This is a genomic window from Bacillus sp. XF8 (assembly GCF_017498755.1).
Taxonomy (GTDB): Bacteria; Bacillota; Bacilli; order Bacillales; family Bacillaceae_G; genus Bacillus_A; species Bacillus_A bingmayongensis.
In genome coordinates this window covers 1-26,724 of the sequence record NZ_JAGDQK010000057.1, presented here as the reverse complement: position 1 = coordinate 26,724, position 26,724 = coordinate 1, and the positions used below count along the sequence as shown (strand labels likewise).

Annotated in this window: 27 protein-coding genes and 4 pseudogenes; 14 read left to right on the top strand and 17 right to left on the bottom strand. The window is 33.3% G+C overall.

All coding sequences use genetic code 11. The features are described from left to right. On the bottom strand, positions 1-868 hold an 868-nt coding region (locus J4P91_RS26505), incomplete at its 3' end, for a lipase family protein (RefSeq protein ID WP_374192069.1). A 112-nt stretch (positions 869-980) separates the two neighbouring features. Here J4P91_RS26505 and J4P91_RS26500 point away from each other — a divergent pair. Then, positions 981-1,307 (top strand): DUF1433 domain-containing protein, encoded by a 327-nt coding sequence (locus J4P91_RS26500; RefSeq protein ID WP_207996461.1) that lies wholly within the window; start codon positions 981-983, stop codon positions 1,305-1,307. A 634-nt stretch (positions 1,308-1,941) separates the two neighbouring features. Here the strand turns inward: J4P91_RS26500 and J4P91_RS26495 are convergent. After that, positions 1,942-2,272, bottom strand: a pseudogene (locus J4P91_RS26495) (HIT domain-containing protein). A 1,112-nt stretch (positions 2,273-3,384) separates the two neighbouring features. Between J4P91_RS26495 and J4P91_RS26490 the strand changes: the two are divergent. Further along, the gene (locus tag J4P91_RS26490) at positions 3,385-4,092 is read left to right on the top strand and encodes a DNA alkylation repair protein (RefSeq protein WP_207996460.1); all 708 of its coding nucleotides are present in this window, start codon (positions 3,385-3,387) and stop codon (positions 4,090-4,092) included. Positions 4,093-4,401: 309 nt separating this feature from the next. Then, positions 4,402-4,572 carry a hypothetical protein gene (locus J4P91_RS26485; protein ID WP_207996459.1) on the top strand — a complete coding sequence of 57 codons (171 nt, stop codon included), beginning with the start codon at positions 4,402-4,404 and terminating at the stop codon, positions 4,570-4,572. 356 nt (positions 4,573-4,928) lie between these two features. On the opposite strand, the gene J4P91_RS26480 is transcribed toward J4P91_RS26485, so the two are convergent. From J4P91_RS26480 to J4P91_RS26470, 3 genes are all read right to left on the bottom strand, one after another. Beyond that, the gene (locus tag J4P91_RS26480) at positions 4,929-5,378 is read right to left on the bottom strand and encodes a DUF1648 domain-containing protein (protein WP_207996464.1); all 450 of its coding nucleotides are present in this window, start codon (positions 5,376-5,378) and stop codon (positions 4,929-4,931) included. 523 nt (positions 5,379-5,901) lie between these two features. Beyond that, a complete protein-coding gene (locus tag J4P91_RS26475) occupies positions 5,902-6,369 on the bottom strand; it encodes a DUF6985 domain-containing protein (RefSeq protein WP_207996458.1) in 468 nt (155 codons plus the stop codon). Between the two features lie 455 nt (positions 6,370-6,824). Then, on the bottom strand, positions 6,825-7,037 hold the full coding sequence (locus tag J4P91_RS26470) for an alpha/beta-type small acid-soluble spore protein (protein WP_207996457.1): 213 nt from the start codon (positions 7,035-7,037) through the stop codon (positions 6,825-6,827). 280 nt (positions 7,038-7,317) lie between these two features. Between J4P91_RS26470 and J4P91_RS26465 the strand changes: the two genes are divergently transcribed. Then, the gene (locus J4P91_RS26465) at positions 7,318-7,809 is read left to right on the top strand and encodes a YndM family protein (protein ID WP_207996456.1); all 492 of its coding nucleotides are present in this window, start codon (positions 7,318-7,320) and stop codon (positions 7,807-7,809) included. 31 nt (positions 7,810-7,840) lie between these two features. On the opposite strand, the gene J4P91_RS26460 is transcribed toward J4P91_RS26465, so the two are convergent. Together J4P91_RS26460 and J4P91_RS26455 are read right to left on the bottom strand one after the other, a co-directional pair. After that, a complete protein-coding gene (locus J4P91_RS26460) occupies positions 7,841-8,356 on the bottom strand; it encodes a DUF3231 family protein (protein ID WP_207996455.1) in 516 nt (171 codons plus the stop codon). A 352-nt stretch (positions 8,357-8,708) separates the two neighbouring features. Next, positions 8,709-8,921 (bottom strand): alpha/beta-type small acid-soluble spore protein, encoded by a 213-nt coding sequence (locus tag J4P91_RS26455; RefSeq protein WP_016131582.1) that lies wholly within the window; start codon positions 8,919-8,921, stop codon positions 8,709-8,711. Between the two features lie 283 nt (positions 8,922-9,204). On the opposite strand from J4P91_RS26455, the gene J4P91_RS29205 reads away from it, so the two are divergent. From J4P91_RS29205 to J4P91_RS26440, 3 genes are all read left to right on the top strand, one after another. Further along, positions 9,205-9,402, top strand: a complete 198-nt coding sequence (locus J4P91_RS29205) for a spore coat protein (protein WP_243764024.1) — start codon at positions 9,205-9,207, stop codon at positions 9,400-9,402. 311 nt (positions 9,403-9,713) lie between these two features. After that, positions 9,714-10,568 (top strand): manganese catalase family protein, encoded by an 855-nt coding sequence (locus J4P91_RS26445; RefSeq protein ID WP_207996454.1) that lies wholly within the window; start codon positions 9,714-9,716, stop codon positions 10,566-10,568. Positions 10,569-10,674: 106 nt separating this feature from the next. Further along, complete coding sequence (locus J4P91_RS26440) at positions 10,675-12,348, top strand: ribonuclease J (RefSeq protein WP_207996453.1); 1,674 nt, start codon at positions 10,675-10,677, stop codon at positions 12,346-12,348. A 101-nt stretch (positions 12,349-12,449) separates the two neighbouring features. Here J4P91_RS26440 and J4P91_RS29200 read toward each other — a convergent pair. From J4P91_RS29200 to J4P91_RS26410, 7 genes and pseudogenes are all read right to left on the bottom strand, one after another. After that, positions 12,450-12,775: pseudogene (locus J4P91_RS29200) on the bottom strand (IS200/IS605 family element RNA-guided endonuclease TnpB); the annotation flags it as partial. Positions 12,776-12,902: 127 nt separating this feature from the next. Beyond that, positions 12,903-13,697, bottom strand: a complete 795-nt coding sequence (locus tag J4P91_RS26435) for a cytochrome c oxidase assembly protein (protein ID WP_207996452.1) — start codon at positions 13,695-13,697, stop codon at positions 12,903-12,905. Continuing rightward, positions 13,687-14,193 carry a DUF2243 domain-containing protein gene (locus J4P91_RS26430; protein ID WP_207996451.1) on the bottom strand — a complete coding sequence of 169 codons (507 nt, stop codon included), beginning with the start codon at positions 14,191-14,193 and terminating at the stop codon, positions 13,687-13,689. The genes J4P91_RS26435 and J4P91_RS26430 overlap by 11 nt, the downstream gene beginning before the upstream one ends. A gap of 521 nt (positions 14,194-14,714) precedes the next feature. Next, entirely contained in the window at positions 14,715-15,848 is a 1,134-nt protein-coding gene (locus J4P91_RS26425; protein ID WP_207996450.1) for a zinc-dependent alcohol dehydrogenase, read from the bottom strand. A gap of 348 nt (positions 15,849-16,196) precedes the next feature. Next, the gene (locus J4P91_RS26420) at positions 16,197-17,042 is read right to left on the bottom strand and encodes an MBL fold metallo-hydrolase (RefSeq protein WP_374192068.1); all 846 of its coding nucleotides are present in this window, start codon (positions 17,040-17,042) and stop codon (positions 16,197-16,199) included. 482 nt (positions 17,043-17,524) lie between these two features. Beyond that, positions 17,525-17,893: a VOC family protein gene (locus J4P91_RS26415; protein WP_207996448.1), complete on the bottom strand. Its 369-nt coding sequence runs from the start codon at positions 17,891-17,893 to the stop codon at positions 17,525-17,527. 303 nt (positions 17,894-18,196) lie between these two features. Beyond that, entirely contained in the window at positions 18,197-19,582 is a 1,386-nt protein-coding gene (locus J4P91_RS26410; RefSeq protein ID WP_207996447.1) for an FAD-binding oxidoreductase, read from the bottom strand. Between the two features lie 135 nt (positions 19,583-19,717). Here J4P91_RS26410 and J4P91_RS29825 point away from each other — a divergent pair. Then, positions 19,718-19,786 (top strand): annotated as a pseudogene (locus tag J4P91_RS29825) (hypothetical protein); the annotation flags it as partial. 356 nt (positions 19,787-20,142) lie between these two features. Here the strand turns inward: J4P91_RS29825 and J4P91_RS26400 are convergent. Continuing rightward, a complete protein-coding gene (locus J4P91_RS26400; protein ID WP_017151531.1) occupies positions 20,143-20,928 on the bottom strand; it encodes a TrmB family transcriptional regulator in 786 nt (261 codons plus the stop codon). Positions 20,929-21,287: 359 nt separating this feature from the next. On the opposite strand from J4P91_RS26400, the gene J4P91_RS26395 reads away from it, so the two are divergent. Both J4P91_RS26395 and J4P91_RS26390 read left to right on the top strand, forming a co-directional pair. Further along, the gene (locus J4P91_RS26395) at positions 21,288-21,806 is read left to right on the top strand and encodes a GNAT family N-acetyltransferase (RefSeq protein ID WP_207996446.1); all 519 of its coding nucleotides are present in this window, start codon (positions 21,288-21,290) and stop codon (positions 21,804-21,806) included. Positions 21,807-21,840: 34 nt separating this feature from the next. Then, positions 21,841-22,293 (top strand): DinB family protein, encoded by a 453-nt coding sequence (locus tag J4P91_RS26390; protein WP_207996445.1) that lies wholly within the window; start codon positions 21,841-21,843, stop codon positions 22,291-22,293. Positions 22,294-22,528: 235 nt separating this feature from the next. On the opposite strand, the pseudogene J4P91_RS26385 reads toward J4P91_RS26390, so the two are convergent. Beyond that, positions 22,529-22,675 (bottom strand): annotated as a pseudogene (locus J4P91_RS26385) (VOC family protein); the annotation flags it as partial. A gap of 153 nt (positions 22,676-22,828) precedes the next feature. On the opposite strand from J4P91_RS26385, the gene J4P91_RS26380 reads away from it, so the two are divergent. Next, positions 22,829-23,284 (top strand): SRPBCC family protein, encoded by a 456-nt coding sequence (locus J4P91_RS26380; protein ID WP_207996444.1) that lies wholly within the window; start codon positions 22,829-22,831, stop codon positions 23,282-23,284. Between the two features lie 45 nt (positions 23,285-23,329). Next, complete coding sequence (locus tag J4P91_RS26375) at positions 23,330-23,740, top strand: VOC family protein (protein ID WP_207996443.1); 411 nt, start codon at positions 23,330-23,332, stop codon at positions 23,738-23,740. A gap of 525 nt (positions 23,741-24,265) precedes the next feature. Here J4P91_RS26375 and J4P91_RS26370 read toward each other — a convergent pair. Then, positions 24,266-25,177, bottom strand: coding sequence for a VanW family protein (locus J4P91_RS26370; RefSeq protein ID WP_017151524.1), 912 nt, complete (start codon positions 25,175-25,177; stop codon positions 24,266-24,268). Between the two features lie 378 nt (positions 25,178-25,555). Here J4P91_RS26370 and J4P91_RS26365 point away from each other — a divergent pair, with 378 nt between their 5' ends. Then, positions 25,556-25,942: a hypothetical protein gene (locus J4P91_RS26365; RefSeq protein WP_193352114.1), complete on the top strand. Its 387-nt coding sequence runs from the start codon at positions 25,556-25,558 to the stop codon at positions 25,940-25,942. Positions 25,943-26,105: 163 nt separating this feature from the next. Then, positions 26,106-26,724, top strand: a 619-nt coding sequence (locus J4P91_RS26360) for a DUF3900 domain-containing protein (protein WP_207996442.1), incomplete at its 3' end; no start/stop codon positions are given.

Here is a 26,724-nt window from a genome sequence, read left to right as displayed (position 1 = left end):
CATTTCCAAATGGAAAGTTTTTATTTTTACTATCTTGATAATGATACCCAGGGCCTGAAATAGAATCTTTAAATCTTGCTAGTAATAAAGCAAGTTGTTGTGATGGGGGCAATTTTTGCATGGCTTCCAAAACTTCTTTAGACGGAGGTGGTGACACAGCGTATGTAGAGCCAATATGGCCATCATAAGGTCCTAATAGACCATAACCAATCGTATCTGATCCATGAACAACACTCACGATTCTGTCCTTAAACTCACCATTATCAGCTTTTTCACGCAAATCTGGTGGTAGTAAATGTTTTGCGCTAGGTGCATTCCATGACAAGCATTTCACACTCTCATCAAATGCAGCAACATACTCGGCTAAAGCGCCACCTAGTGAATGACCTGTAACATATAATTCTACATCTTTGTCCTTATAGTGTTCATTGACTTTTTCCATTACTTTTTCAGCTTGCTCAAATTGATTATGATATTCCCATCGTTTATTTTCTTCATTCCAGTATTTCTCTGGATGATTAGCTTCCGATCCTGGAGTTGTTGGAGGTGGTGCTGGGTCATGTACCCCTTTACTACGCGTAACAAAATAATCAATATCTGTTTCTAAATCCTTCATTCCTTCTCCTGGTTTCATCGGAATCCCTAGAGAATTTTCTACTAGAATCTTATCCCCTTGGGTTCCCCGAAAAGCTACCATTACTTGTGTTTTTCCATCTACCTCTCTTTCAAACACTACAGCATCCATTCCTGTTTGTTTGTCATGGAATTTTTCGCCTACTTTCCATGTTTGTAAAGTCTCTTTATCAGCATTTTTCACTGTAATTTCTGTTCCTAATTCTTCATCTGTCATATACGCATCTTTAGCCATTCGATAAAAACTTAAATCCGATACTTGCTCTGTATCTTTATTACTCAAAGTATTCCCCTCCCACAAGATTTAGTATATTCTAAATATAGAATAACATTAACGGAGGGTAAATATGGAAATAAAAATCCGAAAATATACCTTTTTTGCGTTATTTATCTTTATAATTATAATAATTGGAGGGTGTAACATGGACCAAAACAATAAAGAACAACAAATAGTAGATAAAGCAAAAGAAACAACTATTGATTACTTTAAAGAAAAAGAAAACCTAGATGTAACTATTACTGGTCACAGATTTCCTTCAAATGATTTAGCGACGGTATTTATAAGTGGTCATATCAAAAATGATAAAAACAAGAAATTCACAGCTTCAGTAGAATACAATGATAATTACACTATCGGTTCTATCTCAACTACAAATTTTAGCCTGAAGTATTAATTTAAAAAGACACTCATAAGAGTGTCTTTTCTTTATAGGGATCCGCCCCATCGCCATCAAGCTAATATTTAAAAAAATCCCCAAAACGAAAAAATGAGCGAAATTATTATAAATAACTGTAAAAATAATAAAATTTTCGTAGTAGGGGTACTTTGAATTCTTAGGTTGATGGGCATGGGGATTTCTCTCTTTAATTGAAAATCACTCGGATTTTTTGATTTTAATTTCTTTATAACATGAAATTAAACAGCTAATAGAGAGTAACTGAAATGTACAAGAAAAGATCCAGGTTTTATAATCTATGATACTAATAATGAATACAACTATTGAAGCTATAAACATTATGAAATTGAAGGGAAAATGAAACCATTTACTAGCTTTTTTATAATTTTTCATTAATAAGGCTCCATTCATTATTTTTATATATTATACTATCAGAAATTAACGTTTAATGCGAGAGAGATTTATATGCAAAAAAATTACAAAAACCTTATGAAAGCAAGTTTTTTATGTTATTGGGGGTCACCATATCATATTTAGCAATCTAAGTGTAATTCTGGCAAAAAAAACGGGTTACCCCCAAAAAAGCTCACTTCTTATCTTAAAATAGATATGAAGTGAGCTTTTTTGGATACTATCTCAATGGTTTTCCATAGACTATATGCCAATGTAAATGTTTTGAGTCCTGATAATCTCCTATATTGGTAATAACTCTGCAAGCTCCATTTTCTTCTGTAACCATAGTCGCAACCTGTTTAATCACCCCCCAGTAGTTCAAGTAATAATCCATTATCACTTTCTTCTAATGTAATTAGAGAAGGTATGTGTTTCTTAGGAATTGCAACAATATGTACTGGATAAAAAGGTTTTGTATGGTAATAGGCTAATACATTTTCTGTCTCCAACACCTTATTTATTTGGATTTTACCACTCAATACTTGATCGCAATAAAAATCTTCAGTCATAATAATCCTCCTATACTGCTGTTTATCTAACTAATCGGATTATCCTTTTATAAAAAAGATTGATCTTTTTTGTAACTCTTCTTCAACTATTTTGATTTAACTTTTTTATAAACGGTTAAACTTTTTTCAAAACGGTACGACTTTCTTAAAAACGGTATGACTTAATTTTAAAGCTACATGAGCAAGCGACTAATAGCCGATAGTCCCTTAGAGGAAGGAATTATTGGCTTTATTGTATTGAATATTGGCTTAGCGTATATTTCCGTTAAAATGTTGGCGAAACCCCGATTAGCTGCCTAATCTTTAAAATCAACAGGATATCGCTATTCTATATTTCTATTAAGCTATTATTGCACCAGAACCTTTACCTCTTACTAATAGATATAATCTTTGCACCAGAACCCATACAATGATATGTAATTTTAAAAACCAATTGCATGTCTATTCACCTCACATTCAGCATACTCTCTAACTAATTCGCTATCACAAAGAACTTAACCTTGAAGAAACGAATTGTAATTCTTCGTAAAATACGAATTATGTTCTCCATTTTTATGAACAAAAAATGATAGTCATTCTATATTTTAGATAGAACAACTACCGTTTTTTCGTTTTGATGTATGTTCATTTGTTAGCTTGATGGGTATGGGGTACTTCAAAATATTAGCTTGATGAGCATGTGTTGCTACCCCACATCCATCAACTTAAGAGTAGACTAAAGATGGTGGTGTGGCGGTACCCCTTTTTTAGTTTTATAATAGAGTAAAAACCGAATGAAAATATGTATTTCTACATAGAAAGGAGATCTTCTATGGATCCACTGCTTATGGCTGTTATAGGACTACCGTTAACAATAGTAATATTAGTGTAAAGTGACAAAAAAGTTGTTTAATTTACAATATAGTCGTTTAAAAAATAATAAAGTTGTTAAAAAAAATGCGAGTCATTCTATTCAACAATCGGGCCGAATTGTTGAGGAATTATAGGCAGTAGACATCCTACTTGAATAAGTTTAATGGTAAAATTGAGAAGTACGGAAGACTTGATAAAGAATATAAACTAGTTGGTTACAATTAAAAGAGTCTTAATATTAAGGAAGGAAGTGCAAAACTATGGATTTCGAAACAGTTATGCAGGAGCTTGAAGCCCTCGGTAAGGAACGAACTAAAAAAATGTACATATCCAATGGTGCGCACGAGCCGCTTTTTGGCGTAGCTACAGGTGCTATGAAACCAATCGCAAAGAAAATAAAAATAAATCAACGTTTAGCTGAAGAGCTTTATTCCACAGGTAACTACGATGCAATGTACTTTGCAGGCATTATTGCAAACCCAAAAGCTATGAGTGAGTCGGATTTTGATCGTTGGATGGATGGGGCGTATTTTTATATGCTGTCCGATTATGTGGTGGCAGTAACTCTATCAGAGTCAGATTTTGCACAAGACATTGCTGATAAATGGATTGCAAGCGGTGACGAGCTGAGAATGTCAGCAGGCTGGAGTTGCTACTGCTGGCTTTTAGGGAATCGCCTAGACAATGAATTTTCCGAAAGCAGGATTTCCAATATGCTTGAAATTGTGAAAAATACGATTCATGATTCGCCAGAACGAACGAAATCCGCTATGAATAATTTTCTATACACCGTGGGGATTTCATATTTGCCGCTACATGAAAAGGCAGTCGAGACCGCAAAGGAAGTAGGTACAGTAGAAGTAAAACGGGACATGAAAAAAAGCAGTTTTCTAAATGCTTACGAAAGTATTCATAAAGAAATTGATAGAGGGAGGCTTGGTTTCAAACGTAAATATGTAAGATGTTAAAAATTAGCTTAGTATCGGGGTATTGATCCAAGAAGGATTGACACTCTTTTTGTTGAAGTTACTGAACTAACGGGCAGAAAGGTGAAGGAGAATTTAAATCATAACTTTATAAATACCATTGACTTGGAGTTCACTCCAGCAGTTATGATTTCGAGAGAAATTAGCTAAAAAATTAGGGTTCGTTCATGACTATTCTAAACAACTGGCTTTAAAATTCTACTCTTCTAATCAACCAGACAAAGCAAGCCTATATTTCTACAAGCCTCACGAAGCCGAAGAAAAACTACGCGAAAAGTAGGCACTAAAATAATGAAAAAAGCCATTCAATTTTTAGGAATCACTCTAGGATTAGTAGTACTTTTTAGTTTTACTTCTACAAATATAACACCAAAGACCTTAGAACACGGAGAAACATTCGCTCTAAAGCTAGAAAACAATTCAATACAGTACGTATTAAGAGAGCATGGAGAAACATTTTAATTCTTAATAATAAAGCAGAAAAAGCAAAAAAGAGCCATACATTATGTGGCTCTTTTTCTACTTTTATTGCTCTTTTCATTTCTTCCCGTAATTTAATTAAAAGTATAATATTATCTTTAATTTCTTGTATTACTGTTGCTTTGAAATAAAGTTCGATTGAATATTTTGTATAAACCTGCATTTTCAGGTACACAAAAAGAACTTATTTTGAATAAAGATTAATCAAAATGGATTCCTCTACAACAGATTAAGATATATTTTTCATCTAAAAGTTTGATAATTTTTGTTATCTTTACTCCATTAAAGCGCCCGATATCGAAATAACGACATAAATTAGATTGTTTATTCAGCCCGTATTATTTAATTTTTCGTTGCCTTATTATTCCTATAACAATTGGAATCACTGTCCCGATAATTATTATCGGTAAAAATAATTTACCAAAACCGCTTCTCCAACCTAAAGCTATTGAAATTGACTCAAATTGGATTAAAGCAAAAATAACGAAACAAACATTTTTTAATTGATTAATCAGTTTTCGGCTATTTAAATAAAATTGCTTAGCATTCGATTCATTAAGTCTTTGTGGATAGTTATGAACTTCTGGAAACTTTTCTAAAGTCTGCATTAAAAGAAGTATGAATACCCCTATTCCTGGTAGAATCAAAAGTTCCCACTTTGACCCCCAACGATCTACAACCCCAGCTGCGTTATAATGTCCCGGTACTTCCTCGGGTAATCTTCCCCAAATGGTGAACAAAAAAATTATTGATCCTAAGAAAAAAGAATATCCAATGATATCCCAAATCCATTCACTTTTTGTTTTTTGGATTTTTATTCTAGGTCGTCCCCATGAATTTACTATATTTCCCCTCCCCCTTCTATGATATCTATAGTAATACACATCCTGTATTACATTTTTAATTTTAGCTCTTCTACCCAAATCATCTCAAATTTCCGATATTTTCACAATTAATTATTTTAGAATATGGCCTGATTGTTGAACAACGTGTAGTTTTATAAAAAAGTTTGATTAAAACACATTTAGGATTCTTCAATCGAAAAGGAATAAAACGATGCAACTTTTTTCTAAGCGGTATAACTTTCTTAAAAACGGTACATCTTTTTTATAAACAATACGACTTTATTTCAAAGCTACAACAAATAATAACTGTATAGAAATAATAAAGTTGCTTAATAACATATTGAACTATACAAATTTATTCACATTAAAAGATAATAAAGATGTTTAAATCTATTAAACAAAAGCACCTTTTAGTTTAATAAGAAAATTAGTATATTTTTTGATTACATTTCTATGAAATCATACATTAAGCATAATTCCAATCTTTTCCGATATCACAATCCCCATATGGATTTATTCCATTAAATGCTCCGACATACATAACTTTCCCACTGCGAATGATCCATTCCATACCATGTTCTTCTTCCCATGTGCAATTTAATTCTAAATCAATGACAGGTTCAGAGTTATTTTTAGGATTCGGAATACATATAGTATTTGGTGTAATATGGGGTAGAACATCTGTCAGTTTAGAAAATTCTATAATATCTTCACCTATATCATCAAGAAATTCATTACAGTATCTAATAGATGCTTTACAAAGTTTATTTATCAGTTCCTCACTTAAAGAATTTAAGTATGTTATACATAGTTCTGCGTATTCGATATCTGCATCTTGGTCTATGTATACCAGAATATTTTGATCAAATAATTCGAAATAGGCTTCCCCTTCTAATTCGGAATATTCATTGGTTTTAAGGTTTTTAATAGCCACTTCATTTAATACCTCCTTTAAATTGAATTTTTATATTATTTTACCATATAAGTACTCTCTATTTCTTTAAGGTTATTAACTAACTATATTTGAACTAATCGAAACTTTAAAGCATCGTATTGGATACTTAGGTAATCCCTAAGATGTTAAATAAACAGCATTCTTTTTTAACTAAACTGCTCCGTTAGTCCAATAAGAATTAAACAACTTTATTGTTTTTTAAAGACTTTATTGTCATTTAACAATAACATCGTATCTTTTTTAGAAACATCGTGACTTTGTTCAAAACATCGTATCTTTTTTTAAAACGTCGCAACTTTATTTCAAAGCTACATTTTTCTTTTTCTAGTATGAACGAACATACAATACACAAAATATATTATTAATTTATTCTAAATATAAATAAAAAGGGAGAGATAAATAATCTCTCCCTAATATCCATTTACTATATCAAGTTAGCGTGTAACTCCACCGCCTAATTGTTGTTCAGCTAATGCTACTAGACGTTTTGTGATTTCACCACCAACAGATCCGTTTGAACGAGCTGTTGCGTCTGCACCAAGTTGCACACCAAATTCTTGTGCAATTTCAAACTTCATTTGGTCAAGAGCTTGTTCAGCTCCACGTACTAATAATTGATTGCTGCTTCCACTGTTATTGTTTGACATGCTATGTCACCTCCTTCACACTTTAATATGTAAAATAGCATTCGAAAATATATAATCCTTTTTTTGGTATTACTATTTACTGTTTTAACACATAATTCATACTTATATTCCACAAAATAGTATTGTGTAGGAGAACGAAAAAATTTCATGCCATATGAGTATCATGTAATGAACAAACCTCCTGAACACAATGAAACGGGTTGTGCTTTATGAAAGTGCAACCCATTTTTATTGAAAAGTACTATTCCTACACGAAAGTTAAAAGATAGGAGGATCATTTATGAAACATATTGTTGCATTATTAATTAAATATATCGCTATTAGTGCCGTATTATTGATGATTTTAGGGATTTTCCAGGACATTTCACTTCCAAGAATATTACTTATTTCATTAATAATTACAGGATCGGCCTATTTAATTGGAGATTTATTTGTTCTATCTAAGTATGGGAACATGGTTGCTACAATTACTGATTTTGGGTTGAGTTTTTTAGGAATTTGGGTATTAACCTATTTTTTAACAGATATAGATTTAACTCGTAATATTGGTTTTTCTGCATTTTGGTCTGCTTTGCTTATTAGTGTGGTGGAAATATTCTTTCATATCTATATGAAAAAAGCTGTTTTACATGAAGATGAAGATTCAAGAGAATCAACTAATATGCATCAAGATAGATATGCTATGGAGATCTCACATGAATATTTAAACCGTTCTGAAATAGAAAAAGTAAGATCCATTCAAAAGGAAAATGATGCAAAGAATAAAGCTTAATAAAAGAAGTGGCTTTCAGCCACTTCTTTTATTAAGCTTGTTCAGTATTTTTAACATGTAATGGTGGAGGAACTATCCAGCCTTTTTTCTTACTTAGACGTAGTAAAGTTGCCCCAGCTTGTGCTTTTTTCATATGAAATTGTCCAAAAAGCATTCCTACATCTTCACGAAGACATTTTCCCATTACTTGACTACAAGTTACTAATCCTGCCGCTAGACCTGCAGAAACAGCTGCTGCAATTTCAGCATCATTGATACGTGCTCCAGGAGGAATATCTTCAATAGAAGCAACTGGTCTTTCTGGAGGTGCTGGTGGTAAAGCTACACCGTTTACCTTTAGAAGTGCTTTTAGTTCTTCTATTTCAGAAGTCATATCATTCTCAATTAAGTTTTCTAAGAACTTCTTTAAATCTTCATCACCCGTGTGGTTAATGTAAACCTGATGGCCAGCAACTGCTCCCTGTGCAGCAAGAAGATAACTCCAAATATCAAATACTTCTCCATAATGTAAAGGTTCATTTTGAGGATTTCCACTTAATACACCCATTTTAATATGCCTCCCTTTTATAAAGATCATAGTCAGTATGCTTTTCAATATTGAAAAGCATTTTTTAAGTATATTTGTTCCTAAAAAGGATTTTTTATGATTCATGGGAAACACCTTCCCCACAAAGTATATGTTTGTAATCTCGAAAAGAATTTTTTAAATAAAATACTCAAAGATTATTATTTAAAATTATTAACAATCTTTGAGTACAAATGCATTCGTTATGAGAGTTTATTTTATAAATTAAATACAGACAACATGGAAAAGATGTATATGCTAACTACTGTAATGTGCTATGCTTCCAATAATCAACAATATCGCTTGCCCTAATCTTTTCTATCTTAGGGTGAAGTTAACGAGTAAATCCACCACCAAGTTGTTGTTCAGCCAATGCTACTAGGCGCTTAGTAATTTCGCCACCAACAGAACCATTCGCACGAGCAGTTGTATCTGCACCAAGTTGTACACCAAACTCTTGCGCAATTTCATATTTCATTTGATCAAGTGCGCTTTCAGCACCTTGAACCAATAATTCATTACGATTTCCGCTCTTGTTGTTTGCCATATTGTATCACCTCCTATGTTTTTAATATGCTACGAAACATGGAAAAACAATTATTCCTTTTTATGGTATTTTTTATTTCGGAATTTGAGTATAAGTTTTCCCTTTCTCATTAAAATATGGTTGAGAGAGCAAGAAGAGGAACTGTTCTAATAGCTTTTCATAACAGGGTTTATTTGAAATGATTGCATTATACTCCTAATCCTCTTCTTTTCTCTACTTGAATTCATATCTCAAAGGAATGGTAAGCAAGTAGCCCCTAACACAAAAGATGTTCATGAAATAAATGAATGAATTTATACAAAATATCACAGGTATGGGACCTATGACAGATCAGGTTATCACAATAGATCTGTTATTTGGTTCTAAAACAGTTGTAAGAATCTATACATATACAAGTACAGAAGTTACATCTGATCAAACTCGTGAAGTATTACGTCAACTTTTACAGGATGCAATCGATATACATAAACAAGTAAGTTAATATATGGTTGATAAAGGATATTACCACCCAACTTATGTACAAGAACAACTACAAGTAGATTTAGCGACTACACAAACAGCTCTAGACGTAGCACAAGATCAACAACAACCTCTTTAAAAACTAAAAATATAAACCGAATTCCATTTGATACATAAGAACATACTCTGCTTTTTACAAAAAGCAGAGTATGTTCTTTATTAATTATCTTTTGTAAATAAATAATTAGAATATAAAAGCAATATAGTAATAAATCCCCTGCCTTTGGGAAATATAACAGTTGTTGTTTATCTCAAAAAAGAGAGGTATTTTTTATGTATTATTACAAAGAAGAATTGATTAATATTATTAAACCAGACAAACCAGATCCCGCCGCTGCGAAGGTCTTACAAGAAATACTTGGCGGACATTTTGGTGAAATGCGTACGATGATGCAATATTTCTTTCAAAGTTCAAATTTTAGAGGAAAAGCGAAGCAATATCGTGATTTACTTCGAGGTGTTTTTCTTGAGGAAATTAGTCATGTAGAGCTCGTTCAGAATACAATTAATCAATTATTAAATGGATCTGGTGAGACTACGCCAGGTAATGCAGGTATGGATGAATCACCGCTTGATGAGGCGGTTAAACATGCAAATCCTCACCATTTTATTGTAGGTGCTCAAAGCTCATTGCCAGTAGATGCAGCCGGTAACCCCTGGAACGGATCGTGGGTATACAGTCATGGAAATCTAATTAGTGATTTAATGGATAACCTAGTTCTTGAATCAACTGGTGTACTTCAAAAGACAAGGATTTATGAAATGAGCTCAAATCAAACTTTTCGTGAAACACTTGCCTTTTTAATTGTGCGTGATAATGCACATCAAAATGCATTTGCGAAAGCATTAGAAACTTTAGGCGTTGAATGGGGAAAACTCTTCCCAGTACCAAACTACGATATCAATAAATATCCTGAGTGTAGAAAGTACGTAGAAATGGGATTTCATAATGCTCAATTTAATTTTAGGTTGGATGAAACAAGAATCGGAGAGGTCTTCCAAGGTGAATCACCAAGTAGAAACAAAGGAATGTTAAGTGTAACGGAGCCACCAAAAGGTTTTCCTGTACCAGAACTTCCTGAAATGCCAAATGAGCATAGTCCGGGATTAAAAGATATGGAGCTTTGAGATTATTATGACCAACCATTTATATGGTTGGTCATAAATCTAAATTAGAAAATCTTTATATGGATTCAAATAAGCTTGGATGTTTTCAAAAAGGAGGATATTCATTTTGAGTACAGTACAAAATACACTATCCATTTTTGCTTTAGGTGGGGTTAATGAGATAGGAAAAAACATGTATGCAATACAATATTCAGACGATATTGTGATTATTGATTGCGGTTCTAAGTTTCCAGATGAAAGCTTATTAGGAATAGATTTGATAATACCTGATATTACATATTTGCAAGAAAATAAGGATAAAATTCGAGGTTTAGTCGTTACACATGGACACGAAGACCACATTGGAGGTATTCCGTATCTATTAAAACAATTGAATGTACCAGTTTATGCAACGAAATTAACCTTAGGATTAATTGAAATCAAATTAAAAGAACATAAACTTCAAAATCTAACGCAGTTATTTGTTATTGATTCTGATTCATTAATTGATTTTGGACAGATAAATCTAACATTTTTCAAAACCAATCATAGTATTCCTGATTGCCTTGGAATTGCTTTTCATACCCCAGAAGGTACAGTAGTTCATACAGGCGACTTCAAATTTGATTTAACTCCTATTAATAATCAATATCCAGATATTCATAAAATGGCTAAAATCGGATGCAATGGTGTTTTAGCTTTACTCTCGGAAAGCACTAATGCTGAACGTCCTGGATTTACTCCTTCAGAACAATCAGTAGGTGATCGAATTGAAGAAGCGTTTACCAAGGCGCGTAGAAAAGTTATTATCTCTACCTTTGCATCCAACGTGAATCGTGTGCAGCAAATAGTAGATGCCGCTTTAAAAACAGATAGAAAACTTGCTTTACTGGGGAGAAGCATGGTAAATGTAGTTTCTGTTGCCTTGGAACAAGGTTACTTAGATATTCCTGAAGGAATGTTAATTGAAGCAAATGAAATCAACCGAATGGATCCAACAAGAGTAGCTATTCTTTGTACTGGAAGTCAAGGTGAACCTATGGCAGCTCTAGCTCGTTTAGCCAGTGGAAGCTATCGACAAGTAGATATCTTACCTGATGATACTGTTATTTTATCTGCAACTCCTATACCAGGAAATGAACGCAATGTTTCAAGAATTATAGATAATTTATTTCGCTTGGGAGCTAATGTCATTTATGGATTAGGAAGTTCAACAGGAATGCATGTCTCTGGACATGCATATCAAGAGGAATTAAAATTAATGCTTACTTTAATGAAACCTAAATATTTTATTCCTATTCATGGCGAATTTAGAATGTTACATCATCATAGCCAGTTAGCAGAGTCCGTGGGTATTAAGAAAGAGAACATCTATATCATTAGCAATGGTGAAGTTGTCGATATTAAGAATCAGATTGCTCATCAAACTAGAAGAATACCTGCTGGTAATATATATGTAGATGGATTAGGCATTGGAGATGTTGGAAACGCTATCTTACGCGATCGTAAACAGCTTTCTGAAGATGGTATGCTTGTAATAGTTATTACTCTTAGTAAAACAGACGAGAACATAATTTCTGGTCCAGACATCATTTCTCGTGGATTTATATATATTCGCGATTCAGAAGATTTTTTAGAGAAAATCAATCAACTAACCGTTGAAACTATTAATGATTTAAAAAAGGCTAATATTAGCCAATGGAATGTTTTAAAAAGAAAGTTAAGGGAAACACTGGGCAACTTTATATATTCACATACAAAAAGAAAACCAATGATTCTTCCCATCATAATTGAAGTTTAAGATGCTTATTTTCTATATCGATTAAGTAAGGGGATTACAGATTTTGCGATACTTTCATTCCATACCTACAGGTGGATTAAAGTCATGTGGGGACTTTCCTGTATCGCAAAATCTTTTAGTCCAACATTAGTTTTAGGCATTTCTTGTACCTCTGTCTCGACAAAGTTAGATACAAAATATTTACCACTTGGGTTGCGCCGAATCGTTGCATGTAAGATACACCCTTTTACTTCACAACTTTTGTCAAAGCGAACCAGGTCAAATTTAGGTAATTTCATTTTGTTGTCTACAATAGCAATATTTTCATTCGTTTTCTTGATTTTGTAGATGAAACTTTATTCTTTCTAGATTTGAATCGTAGAATAGCATCTGCGAGATTTTTCAATGTTAATTGAAGAGCAATACTATCGACTTCTTTTAACCAAATCGTATCTGGTTACTTCTTTAATTGAGTTAGCTCGACAGGAGATGTGTTAATGATTTAGTGTTGGTTTAGAATAAAGTTTGATCAAAACTCATTTAGAAGTCTTTAACTAAAAAGAAGCTGGTAATGTTTAAGAACCTACTGACTCATGTACTTTGGTTCTCGGTCTGCTGGCCCGAAACCATTGTAAACAAAGAATAAATATAAGAATTATATCAATTAAGTCCCCACCATAATACATTAGCATGCCTCCTATTTCAGCCTGCGCAGTGATTACACCAGTAGGTGGGTGAGCATAAATATATTTTGATAATATCCCATGACCGGCCAATGCAACTATTAAAACAATTGATCTATATATATAAGTATAACTATGCGGTGCTGGATCAATATAAATCATTGATATGGTGAACAGATAGCCTGCAATAAAAACATGAAGGTGTATAAACAAATGAAGAAATATATTTTGATGCGTCATCGAGTATAAGTTCGTCGTATAGAGAATCCATAGCCCACCTAAATTAAGTAAGGTTGCGACAATTGGATTACTAAGTGTTTGTAGTGGTCTACTCTTTAGTACACTTGAAAGACGTCGAGCTGTTTTCACATTGAGCGTTCGCAGGAAAAGAGTCATCGGGGCGGCTAGTACCATAAAAATTGGAGCGAGCATCCCAAGGAGTAAATGACCTAGCATGTGCACTGTGAAATCAATATGAGCACGATGGGCTAAGGGACTAACAACTGCTGTAGCCACACAAACAGTTCCTAAAATCCAGAAGACAGTTCGATGTAACGGCCATCGTTTGTGATGACGATTTGATAAGACTGTAGCTATGATATAAATCATTAATATAATTACAATCAATAATAACAACAGGAACTCCAAGAAATTTCCGTTTTCATGATGAAGATGATTATTGTTCATTTAAAACTTTACCTCTCAATAGTTTTAATTCTTTTCTTGTTTGAAAAACTAGTAAAATGCCAATTAAGATCATTACAGTCGCAACTATGTTCCATATCACGTCGTAGATGAGAACATTTTCTACGTATCGAATCTGGTGTATTTTCATTAGCTTGTGTTGAATTGTACCATCATATAATTGAAATCCACCACTTCCAAGCATTATTCCACCCCACCATCTTTTCAACCAAAATGCATTTCTACGGCGAAGATCAGCAACCATGAACAATGAACCAATCGTTGCAAACCAACTAAAAGCATGAAAAAGGCCATCTGAAATCATTCCAATATCTGTTGTGGATTTGTCATAGAAATGATGCCAATGCAATAGTTGATGAAAAATAGTCTCATCTATAAAAGCCGCTAATCCTAGTCCAAATAAGATGCCTGACCATAGATTACGGGTCAAGTAGACAGAAGGGGTTGAATGATTTGTATTATCGGTTTTAATAGCCATTAAATCGTATCCTTTCCACCAATGTATATTCTTAGTTTTCCCAAAAGAAATACGCACTAAACATACTCTGTTGTTGGATAGGAATAAGATTTACTCAAAAATTTTTTGTAAATCCTTATTTAGTGAAAAGTAAAAAGAAACTATTTTGAAAAAATTTTGATTACTTTCTACTTGCTGTTAGTTTGGAATAAAGTTTGATTAAAAATATCTTTTTGGTCTACAATTATTTTTTAACAGTTTGATATTTTTTTATATAGTCTAAAACATATTTTTAAAGAGACATTAATTGAAAAGATAAAGCATCGCATCTTTTTTATAAACGTCGCAACTTTATTCAAAACTTCGCGTCTTTCTTACAAGCATCGTGACTTTATTTTAAAGCCACATTTAAACTATTTATATTTATATTCAAAATTCATTCAGTATTTATTTTTCAAAATAAAAAAGATAAGATCTTGGAATTGAATCTTATCTTTAACATAAAGAATAATTAAAAAGGATTAATGAGAAAGGACGGACTTTTAAGGTTTCAGAATAACTTTTATACAATTATCTTCACGATTATTAAAAATTTGATAACCATAACTCGCTTCATCAAGAGGGAGTTTGTGTGTAATAATCTCCTTTGGATCAAATTCATTTTTTGTTATTTTTTCAAACAATTCCGGCATAAAATGAATGACCGGGGCTTGTCCCATTCTAAGGTTAATATTCCTAACCCAAAATGCACCTAGTGGAAATGCATTATAGTTGCCACCATAAACACCTGTCATTTGGACCGTTCCATATTTTCGTACGGCTTTTGTAGCAATTTGTATAGGACCGAGGGTTCCCCCTTGTAATTTTAATTTTTGTTCAAGAAACTCCAAAGGCGATTTCTTTCCATCCATACCTACACAATCGATGACCACATCCGCTCCACCATGCGTAATTTCTTTTAAATATTCTCCCATATCTGGGTATTTTGTAAACTCAAATACCTCAACATTGTTAATCTTTTTTGCATAACTTATTCGATAATCCAAATAATCAACTGCAATTACACGCTTGGCACCTTTCATCCAAGCAAATTTTTGTGTCATTAATCCAACAGGTCCACAACCAAGCACGATAACAGTATCGCCTGATTTTACACCTGCATTTATTACACTCCAATAGGCTGTCGGTAAAACATCAGATAAAAAAAGTAGTGACTCATCCTCAAGCTCGCATGATTCTGGTATAACAAAGGGAGTGAAGTTACCAAAAGGAACTTTTAAATATTCAGCTTGACCACCTGGATGGTTACCAAATTTCTCTGTATAACCAAAGTATCCACCAGAATCATAATGAGGATTTGAGTTATCACATTGACTTTCCATTTCATGTTGGCAATAAAAACAATGCCCGCAAGCAACATTAAAGGGGATGACAACACGATCTCCTTTTTTTACTTTAGTGACATCAGGCCCCACCTCTTCAACAATCCCCATTGGTTCATGACCGATAATGTATCCTGGAGGTAAAGGCATATTACCTTGGTATAAATGTAAATCGGATCCGCAAATGGCTGTTGAAGTAATCTTTACAATAATATCATCTTTTTTTTCTAATCTCGCATCATCAACTTGTTTAACCTGTACCTGATTTGGCCCTTGATAGGTTACAGCTTTCATAATCACATGCCTCCTTTTTTAACATTTTCTAAAAATATCTTTTATATTTATTTGTACTACAGCAATCATTTTCCTAGTTATAAAAAAGAGACCAGAATAGACTTTGGAGGAATACATAACTTTTTTATTAAAAATTGTCATATTTCCTTCTCTTGCCTATGTCTTCTAGCTATATTTTAAGAAGAAAATCAATATTTATACATGTTAAAACGAATTAAGTTTCCATAAAAAGGAGAGACACATCGTCTCTCCTTTTTATGGAAACTTTAATTTATTAATAAATAAACTACTTCTATTGTAAATTAAGTAAGAAATTTAGGCTTTTAATATTTCATATAATGATTATTGTTAAATATATCTTCCGTAATCAGGAATAGCTACTTTATCAAAATTCTTTACTAAATGACGCAATCCATTTCTTAATTCTTCCCCAAACATAGGTAGGCCGTGCCCTGTCACTACAGATTTAGGATTCAACTTCTCAAGTATTTTTACAGACTCCCAGGCGTTCTCCCAATCAGTAGTCAGATATCTTGGTGGACCATTTAATTCTTTTTGTTGAATCAATACTTTATATAATGAATCTTGCCTTACTGTAACAAAAGCATCTCCAGCGATTAAAAAATGGTCTACATCTCGAAACAGAGACATATGTCCAGGAGTATGCCCTGGTGTATGTATCCAACTCCATCCAGGCATATGGGGAACACTACCATCTGGAGGCAACTCATGTATACATTTACCTAAATCAATGCCCTCATTTGGAAACAAAGGAGAAATTTTCGCTACCAATCCGCCCTCCACAGATCCATCTGGATCTGGATAGTCTTTTTCACCATTTAAATAGGGGATTTCTAGCTTATGTGCATAAACTGGAACATCCCATTTTTTTATTAATTCACTCACAGAACCAACATGATCAAAATGACCATGAGTCAAAATAATTGCTTTGGGTTTACTATGTTTCCCAAACTTTTCTTCTGCAAAATCTATGATGAGATTCATTGATTTTGGCATTCCCGTATCAATTAGAACCCATTCGTTTGGCTTTGTAGAATCACCAACAAAACATACATTAACAATTTTTATACATAAACAATAGATGTGGGATGCAACTTCGATGCTACTTCCATTACCAAGAGAAGTTAAAGGTAAAATTGTATCATCTAAATTACTTTTCAATTCTTGATTCAATTTTTCATTCATAAGAGCAAACTCCTTTTTACATTATGCTCTTTAGTATGTAGAATTACTAAAATAATATTACCTTCAAGCTAATTATCACCGTATGCTTTTGTATAGACTAATTTTAGTTCTTTGAATTTTTATTTTACAGAATTGAATCTTGAGCATAAAAAATAGAAATAATAATCATCTTGTTTAAAAGACAAATAATAGAGAAGGATTTTAATATACAGAAATTAACTCTCCCCTCTCCTAGTATTCCTCACGAAATCCAAAAGAGCTAACATCAATAAATTAAGGACTCAAAATCTGATTCCCAGTCTGAGTCACAAATCATATAATGAATGCCAGACAATTTTCTTTTTTTGGTATGGTGCCCCATGCACATCAATCTAGTATTTTGAAGTGTCCCCAAAACGAGAAATGTAAAGTGACAATATAGTTATTTAAATCTAAGTATTAGTGTATAATAACTTCAAATAGGAAAAAATTCAATATGAGGTTAACCTTAAATAATAACCATCAGGGTCTACAATACGGAAATCCTTCATTCCCCAAGATTGAGATTTAAGATTAGATTCTACTGGATAATCTTTTTCTAATACATGTTGGTATAATTGTTCGATATTATCAAAAACTATGATAACCTCAACACCCTTACCTTTTGGATTAAGCCCTCCCTTTTTTAAATAATGATTTTCATTAAGAATATAATCAGGAGTTAGTAATAAAGCAAAATTCGCTAGTTTAACCGTCGCACCAGTCTCATTCTTTTTTGAGAATGCCAGACCAAGGATTTCCTCATAAAACCTAATAGATTTTTGCAAATCTTCGACAAATAGCTCCAGACGAAAGTGCATACTCACTCTCCTTCTCACTCATTATGATAAATCTTTATTCTCCAAATACTTTTCCCACTCACTCAAATACATATCAGGTTTATCTTCAGGTTTTGATGAAAGTTTACAAATAAACTCCAATGAATTTCCATCTAGGTCATGAAAATATACCATAGCATGTGCTTAGTCAGGCATTACAATTGGTTCAGTAGGTTTAAAACCGAATTCTTCATGCATATTAATATCGCGTTCTTTTAACCCAAATGGCAAAATATCTTCCTGCTACGTTACTGATTGCTTCTAACGTTTTCATCAGATCATTCCTTATTCTTGGATTTTAAAAATCTTATTCGGATTCAGAATATTTTTCGGATCCAAAGCTTGTTTCATCTTTTTCATCACAAGAAGTGCTGCCCCATGCTCTTTTTCTTGATATTTTTGTTTACCAATCCCTACCCCGTGTTCACCTGTACATGTTCCACCACATTTAAGGGCATATAACACAATTTTTTCATTTGCTATTTCTGTTTTATTTATTTCTTCTTTATCATTTGGATTCACCATTAATAAAACGTGAAAATTCCCATCTCCTACATGTCCAAGGATCCCACCAACAATTCCGGCAGAATCTAAAGTTTCTTTTGCATACTGAATTGCATGAGCTAACTCTGAAATTGGGACACAAACATCTGTACTCATCAGTTTTTTACCCGGATAACTATGAACATAAGCATATGCTAGATTATGCCTTGCTTCCCATAATTTATTTCTAGCAGCTGTTTCCGTTTCAAATTCAATACTTTTACACTTGTGATCCTCGGCAATCTCTTTTGTAAATTCAATATCTTGTTTTAATCCGGCTTCATTTCCATGAAACTCTAAAAATAATGTTGGCTCTTCTCTATAATTTGTTTCACTATACAGATTCACTTGTTTCATTGACAGTTCATCAACAAGCTCAATTCTCGCAATCGGAATACCAGCTTGTAAAATATCAATCACAGCTTCCACTGCATCATTTACCGTCGGAAAAGATGCTCTTGCCGCCATAGTATGTTCAGGTATTCCATATACCCTTAAAGTTAACTCAGTAAAGCAACCAAGTGTTCCTTCTGATCCAACAAATATACCATTTAAATGATAACCAGATGACGACTTTGCCGCTAGAGTTCCTGTATGTATAATGGTTCCATCTGCGAGTACAACTTCTAAATCTCGAACTTGGTCACGCATAACACCATACTTTACTGAAGTCGTTCCACTCGCGTTCGTAGCAGCCATTCCGCCTAGCGTAGCGTCAGCTCCTGGATCTACACTAAAAAATAACCCATGCTTTTTTAATTCTTTATTGAGTTGCGATCGAGTCACCCCCGGTTGGACTTTAACGAGAAAGTCATTTTCTCTCACCTCTAATATTTGATTCATAAGTGAAAAATCCATTGTAATCCCATTTTCATATGGAATCACATGACCTTCCAAGCTTGAGCCTACTCCGAATGGCACAACTGGTGTTTGGTACTTGTTTGCTAGTTTCATTATCTCACTAACCTCTTCTGTCGTTGTTGGAAATACAACAACATCTGGCAGACTACTAGCATGATAAGATTCATCTTTACTGTGCAACTCTCTCACCGTTTCATTTACTACTACTTGTGTTTCAGGAAGTATCTCTTTTAAGGCAATTATCAAATTTTCAGTTTCAGCTTTCATTTCATTCTCTCCTATCATTCTGTTACAGATTTCATATACAATTTAAGATCGTTTTATAACGATTCACCTGATGAACTATTCCATACATAATAATCTGAAAAATCAAATAATTCAAGTGTTAATTTAGAAACAACTCCATTGCAAGGTTACCTTTTCCAATGTTTACACTGTGGTACACACCGTTTACATGTAGATTGCACCTAATATATTAACTTGCTTCAGCTGTAATAAAATTCAGAAAAAACATGCTAGGACTCAATCGCATTGTGACAACTACTTCTATATTCCTTCAATGTCATTTAAACGTCACACACGTCGTAACACTTTATACAATTAGCATTTCGTTTAATTTTTCGATTATGATAGACAGCAACGTATTCGGGATGAATAGAACTTCTTCATATCATCAAGAAAACGAAAAAGAGCCCACTTGTATTGGACTCTTTTTGATTTATGTGAAAAAGTATATTCTTTTAGAGATTTCGGAGTTACTTTTCCATTTCTTCATGTTGAAATTAGTTAAACAACTCATCCATTAACTTCAATATCAATTACCTTTATTAAACATGCAAACCTTTCTCTTTGAAATAACTTAACATTTTCCGGTAATTCTCTCCGTACTTCTTTTGAAATTCTTTCCCAAAATCTTCTTCGATGTGTTGCATCATCATATCATGGTAAAAAGCATTTTTTATTACTTCAATTACTGCTGGATGATTCGTCTCTAATGCAGATGGCTTAATATCTCCTTCAAAACTACCAATTAAAGCTGAACTAGAATCACAGAGAATAGAAAACTTCCTTTCATCAGTAGGCCACTCTTCATCCCTGTAATGCTGGAATACATGTTTAAGAGGTGTTTTACATGCTCCAATTGTAATTAAGATGACACTAATTCCTTTACATTCGGCTACAAGCAACGCTTCCTCTATATAGTGCAAGTCTTCTGACCAAATATCTACAACTATAGATGTTTCTGCATTTGCAATAACGCGACGTACAGCATTATCTAACGCATTACTTCCTTGCCAATTATAAAAAGCAGGTGCAGGTCTAGGCGGAGATTTTAATTGATTGATAAGAGCTTTCGAAGTTTGTTCAAATTTAGTTTGAAAAAGACGTATTAATTGCTCTATTGGAACAGCATTATAAAGAACGGTCTCCCCTTCTATACTCCTGCAAGCCCCTTTGTCTGTTAATGATCGTAAAGCGGCATATACATTTGTTCTTGAAACAGATACCCGTTTTGCAACTTCATACCCGGACAAATCTGGCTCTTCATGTAACGTCAAATAGCATCTTGCTTCTAAATCAGACAAACCTATCTTTTTCAGTAAATCAATCATGGAAACCCTCCTTACTTAACAACCCAATTAGACACTCATCTTAAGTGGTATTTATCAATACTCCTAATAGGATATTACCTTTAGTTTAAACGAAAATAAACAGAATTTCATCTGTATATTCTTGTTAATTAACATTATAAACATGGTGAAATATTGCAAATAAGTTTCAAATGTATAATAAGTATTACAAACTTTCATATACATGTTCATTGAGACAATGAATAACATTTGGAAATCTAGATCTACAATCTCTATATTCACAAACATCAATGTCTGGCAAGTACTTTATTTCTCTAACATCCAAATTATGTTAAGATTGTTTTAATATTCGAAAAACACATAAAAGGAGTCTATTTAGAATGAATGTCTACTTAGTGCAACCTACAATTGACTTACAAGAAGAATACCTAGAATTCTATCAAGAATGGAAAAATAGTGGTGAAACGATGGTTCCTTGGGTTATTGCAAAAGATCCTACTAATTTTCCAAAAATGGTTCAAGATTTACTCGATGCAGCAGAAGGAAAAAATCTCCGTAACGGCTGGGTACCTGACTCTACTTTTTGGCTTGTCACAGATAATAAAAAAATTGTTGGAGCTGTAAATATTCGTCACCGTTTAACTGAACATTTATTTAATGCTGGTGGGCATATTGGCTATGGTATACGCCCTTCCGCAAGGCGCAAAGGATATGCTACAAAATTATTAGCTTTATCATTAGAAAAAACAAGAGAATTGGATATTACCAAAGCTCTTGTCGTTTGCGACGAATGGAATGTTGCCTCTGAAAAAACAATTTTACATAACAGGGGCCTTCGTGACAGTGACTTCACCGAAGAAAACGGGAATATTGTAAGAAGATATTGGATTGAGCTGTAATCATCCATTTACTATAGAAATCGGAGGGATTCACATGTCTACATTAGCAATCCAATTAGAAAATACAATTCATACTGCTTCTCAAAAAGTGATACTTCTTTCTGACATGGACATAAAACTCACCCCAACAAAATGGTCTAAAAAAGAAATATTAGGTCACCTTTGTGATTCCGGTACGATAAACCATAAACGCTTTGTTGATATTCTTACTTCAAAGGAAGCTATTACACTCACTGGTTATGATCAAGATTCGTGGGTATATGCGCATAATTATCAACAATCTTTTTCATCAAATGAAATTCTAAAATTATGGGAAGCTATTAATATACAAATTATAAAATTATTAACGAATGTAAAGAATGAACAATGGCAACTTACATGTAGATTAGAAGACCAACAGGAAGTAACTTTAGAATGGCTTGTTACAGATTATATTGATCATATGAACCATCATCTTGCTCAAATATTTACCATACGTAAAAAATAAAGTGAAACTTTAATCAGTGGGGGTTTTCTTCATCCACCACTGATTATTAGTTGAACCAATCGGGCTTTTACAGGCAGTTTATCTCCCACCTAACTTCTTTGCTTCCGCCGAATTTTGAGGTGGGAGTATTACTGCCTGTTAATGCGGGATAAATCTCTTTTCAGTTTTGTTTGGCCTCGATTACATACAAAAAATAAGGAGGAAAGCTCACCATCCGCTCTCCTCCTTATTTTCATTATTCTACCTCTGCTTCAAACTGCACCGTAATTCCACTTGGGTCCACTACTGTGAACCCATTCACGTTCTCTGTTAATTCATGATTTTTCTCTACCAATCTCTTTTTCACTTCATCCAATACCTCTTTATGCGGTAATACAATTGTATTTTATAGGAGAAAAGAAATTTAACTCTAACTATACCAATGAATAATTAATTTTCTCAACTTGTAAATGAGCATCAAACTCTATAAACAACTTGACGAACAGAACGTTTGTTTGTATCATGGAATTATTTTCAAACAAAAAGGAGGACTAAAATGAAAAGTTGGACAGAAGAAATTATCATTCACACACCCATTGAGCACTTGTTTTCTTATTTTGATGGTTCATTAGATCAAATGCAAAAGTTAATGCCTCAGGTGATAGAGAATACACCTCTCAAAGAAACAGAAACAATTGTTGGGAATGTTTATCGCCAAAAATATAAAGAAGGCGAAGAAATTCAGGAATATGATGTAGAAACACTTGATTATATAAATACAACCACACACAAAAAATTGAAATCAGGCTTTACTCTTGCAAATATGTTTGATATTACTGCTACATACGAATTGAGACAAATAGATGAAATTCAAACATTATTTAAATATACCGCTACAAACCAACCATTAACTGAGCAAGCTGAGTTATACATGAAATCTGCTACAAATCAAGTTGTAGTTGACTTTGTTAATCGTGTTAGATCGATCGCTGAGTCTGAATATAGCAAGTAAACTGTTACTTAAGTAACATAATAAAACATTAAAGGAGCGTTACAAATGAAACAACAAATTACTCCATACTTAACATTCAACGGAAATGCGAGAGAAGCACTTGAATACTATAAATCGGTATTTGAAGGAGAAATTCAAGGAATCCAAACTTTCGGTGATGCTGACTTCCCAACACCACCGGAAGTAGATAATCGCATTATGCACGCTCGTTTCAAGAAAGATGGTTTATTTTTCATGGTATCCGATGCATTTTTAGGTCAATCCGTTGAAGTTGGAAATCATATTTCATTAGCTCTTGAATTAGATAGTGAAGATGAAATCCAAAAAATTTACGATACATTAATCGAAAAAGGAACTGTACTTATGGAATTACAAGATACATTCTTGGGAGCAAAATTTGCTAAAGTGAAAGATTGCTTTGGCGTTATCTGGGATTTAAATTATACAAAAGCTTAAAGTGTTATTCATAGAAAAAAGGTGCTTTCTATACATAAGCACCTTTTTTCTATATATCATTTGTCTTCTTTATTCTTCTTCCTTCTATTAACATCTTTTAACGTTTTACTAAATGCAAAAATCAAAATAATGAATATTATTCCAGCAATCGCTACCGTTTCCAAAATAAATTGCACAGTTCTTCCTCCTCAAAGTTATGTCTATTACCTTTTATTAAAACTTTTATCTATTCGGACAAACTCTCATTTGGCTCACTTGGCGTTTTCATATCAAATTATAGATGTCTGATTGTAAATATTCCTTTCAAACAACCTATTTACTTTAGTCTATCAAAAGAAGTTTTTTAATCAGCATATAAATTCCCATTACTGATTTATATGTATACAAAAAGCCATTCCTTCTAGAAAAATACTAGAAAGAATGGCTCAAATAGTGATAACGTGAAACTGCTATTAGTGGTAGTTTTCCTCCCGCCACTAACAGCTAGTTGAAGTAATCAAGCTTTTACGAACGGCAACACTACTCTTATCTTGCTGCACGTACCTCAGCAACAAGCTTTCCACCCTCTATGCTCATATAAAGCTTCACAGGCACATCATTTGTATTTTCAAATACTAAATCTAAATACGGATATGCAATTGTAGCATCTCGGCCTTTCGGAACGTATCCTACTGTTTTGGAGTGTGTTGTTCTTTCTACCATTTTTAATCCAGCTTGATCGGCTGCATTATAAAGAGTAGAAGATGTTTGACATACTCCACCACCATAACCATCTACTAATTTCCCATCAACAATTTCTTTCCCTAACTGATACCCTTTATCTGGTGTTGTATCTCCGATTAACGCATTAAAAGAGAAACGATCTCCTTTTCCTAGTACTACACCACTAATGTTATTCGCAGACAAACGAATATTTTCAATTCTACCGCCTGTAGAACCACCTAAGTTCGTTTCATATCTCCCTAAAACTGCACCACTTCCACTTGCATCTGCTGGTGTCGCTACAGGTTTTTTCTCAACAATCGGCAATTGATATGAAGAATCCCACATTCCTACATTCATTAACTTATCGACTAGCTCTTTTTCCATTAACTCATAAGAAGGCTTACCTTCTTGCCATGTTCCATCACTAGCCATACGTGAAGGAACCATCTTTTGATCGATGCTTTTTCCAACTTCCTTAGCAACCTTCGTTACTTCTTTTTTAAATTTATTCTCATCTTCAAAATAACCTAAGTTTGCTAGATTCACATTTTTTACTTCTTTCCCACTTCTAGCATCAACTAAACTTACACTGTCACTGACGCCAGTCTTTGCTTCTACAGTATGCTCGCCTATGCCACTTACTAATGAAACCTCACTTACTTTTGTATTACAACCGCTCACTACACCTACACATAATACCCCTATTACTAAACTATGTACCTTACGTAACAATATACTCTCTCCTTTACTTACATCTTCTACTCTTTGTTTTCAATTTTATGTATGTATGATTACATGACTTTGCAATATAACTACAAAATATTACAATTTGATTTCCACTATATTAAAATTACTCTTTTCTTTAAGAAATGTCTACACATATTTACTTAAAAAACTTAAGTTTGTTAAGATTGTAATCTTCCTCTTATTTAACCAGTATATACCAAATAATAATTCAAAAACAATTTTAATACATTAATAATTTTGAATTTTTTAAAAAACAATCATCATTCATAAAAAACTTCACAAATCCTCTTAAATACGTTTGGTGAAGTCCCCTATTCAAAATAGGTATTTGCCGTGCCATCCATCCGCTCTTACACATACATTATGATGAATTCAACCAAATTTAGAGAACGGAGGATGTTTATGTATCCCTACAATTCATATATCCCCTACCCCCCTTATAATTATCAAGGGCAATATGACGAACAACCGCAATACCAACCATATATAGAACAAACTGAACAAATTGATCCCTATGATCCAAACAGACAATTTCAAATTCCAATTTCATTCCCAGGTGGTGGCGGCCGTCAGTTAGAAAGACGAGTAAATGAGCTAGAACAAAGAGTAAATCAATTAAACCGTCAAGTAAATCAACTTCAGCAGACAGTAGAACGTCATACACGTAGACTCAATCGATTAAATCAACGTTTACGTACTGTAGAGAATCGACTCAACATTCCATTTTCAGCACTTGAGGATGGATTTTAATTAGTAAAACAAAGAACTATATAAGGAAGGGGCTCTCCCCCTTCCTATATTCCGAATTAACAAATAGTAAGTCTTTGTTATTCGTTTTACTTTATTAAATTGACGAAAGTTTTCTCCATCTCTATACTGATAAGAGTCAATGAAATGAAACAAGGTGATAAATATGGATTTTGAAATAAATTTCCTCTCCTTCTATGTCGTACAAGTAGAAGGAAAAGGTGAACAAGCAGATAAACGATATAAACATTTCCAAACGTTAGATGCTGAAGAATATGAAGATAGTTCCTTAAAAGAGTTCTTAGATGGTGAATTATTAAAAATATCTAAACGAAAAGTAGAACGTCATGCAAAAACCGAACAAGCCCCAACAAAAATCGGCCGATTTATTGTAGAAACTGGGCACGAATTCGATTCAAACCCGCATTATAATTTATTTAATCGCATCCGCTTTGCGGAAACGAAAGAGAATTTTAAAGATATGAGTGAACCTCTCGTTTATACATATATTGATACGAGTGCAGTACGTGGTGGTGTATTTTTAGTTGTCCAAGCAAAACTACGTAAATACTTTGACGATCCATTCGTATTCGTTATGAAGTGTGACTTCGAGCCAAAAGTTGCTTCCATTTCTGACGAAGCAACACTTATTCGTAATGTTGAAATGGCAATTACGACAAAAAATATGAAATCCATTCAATACCCATATATGCCAGAAGAAGGCATAGTAGAAGTAGGCGAATTAAAAATCCACCAAGCATCACATGCCCGCTACTTCGAAGACT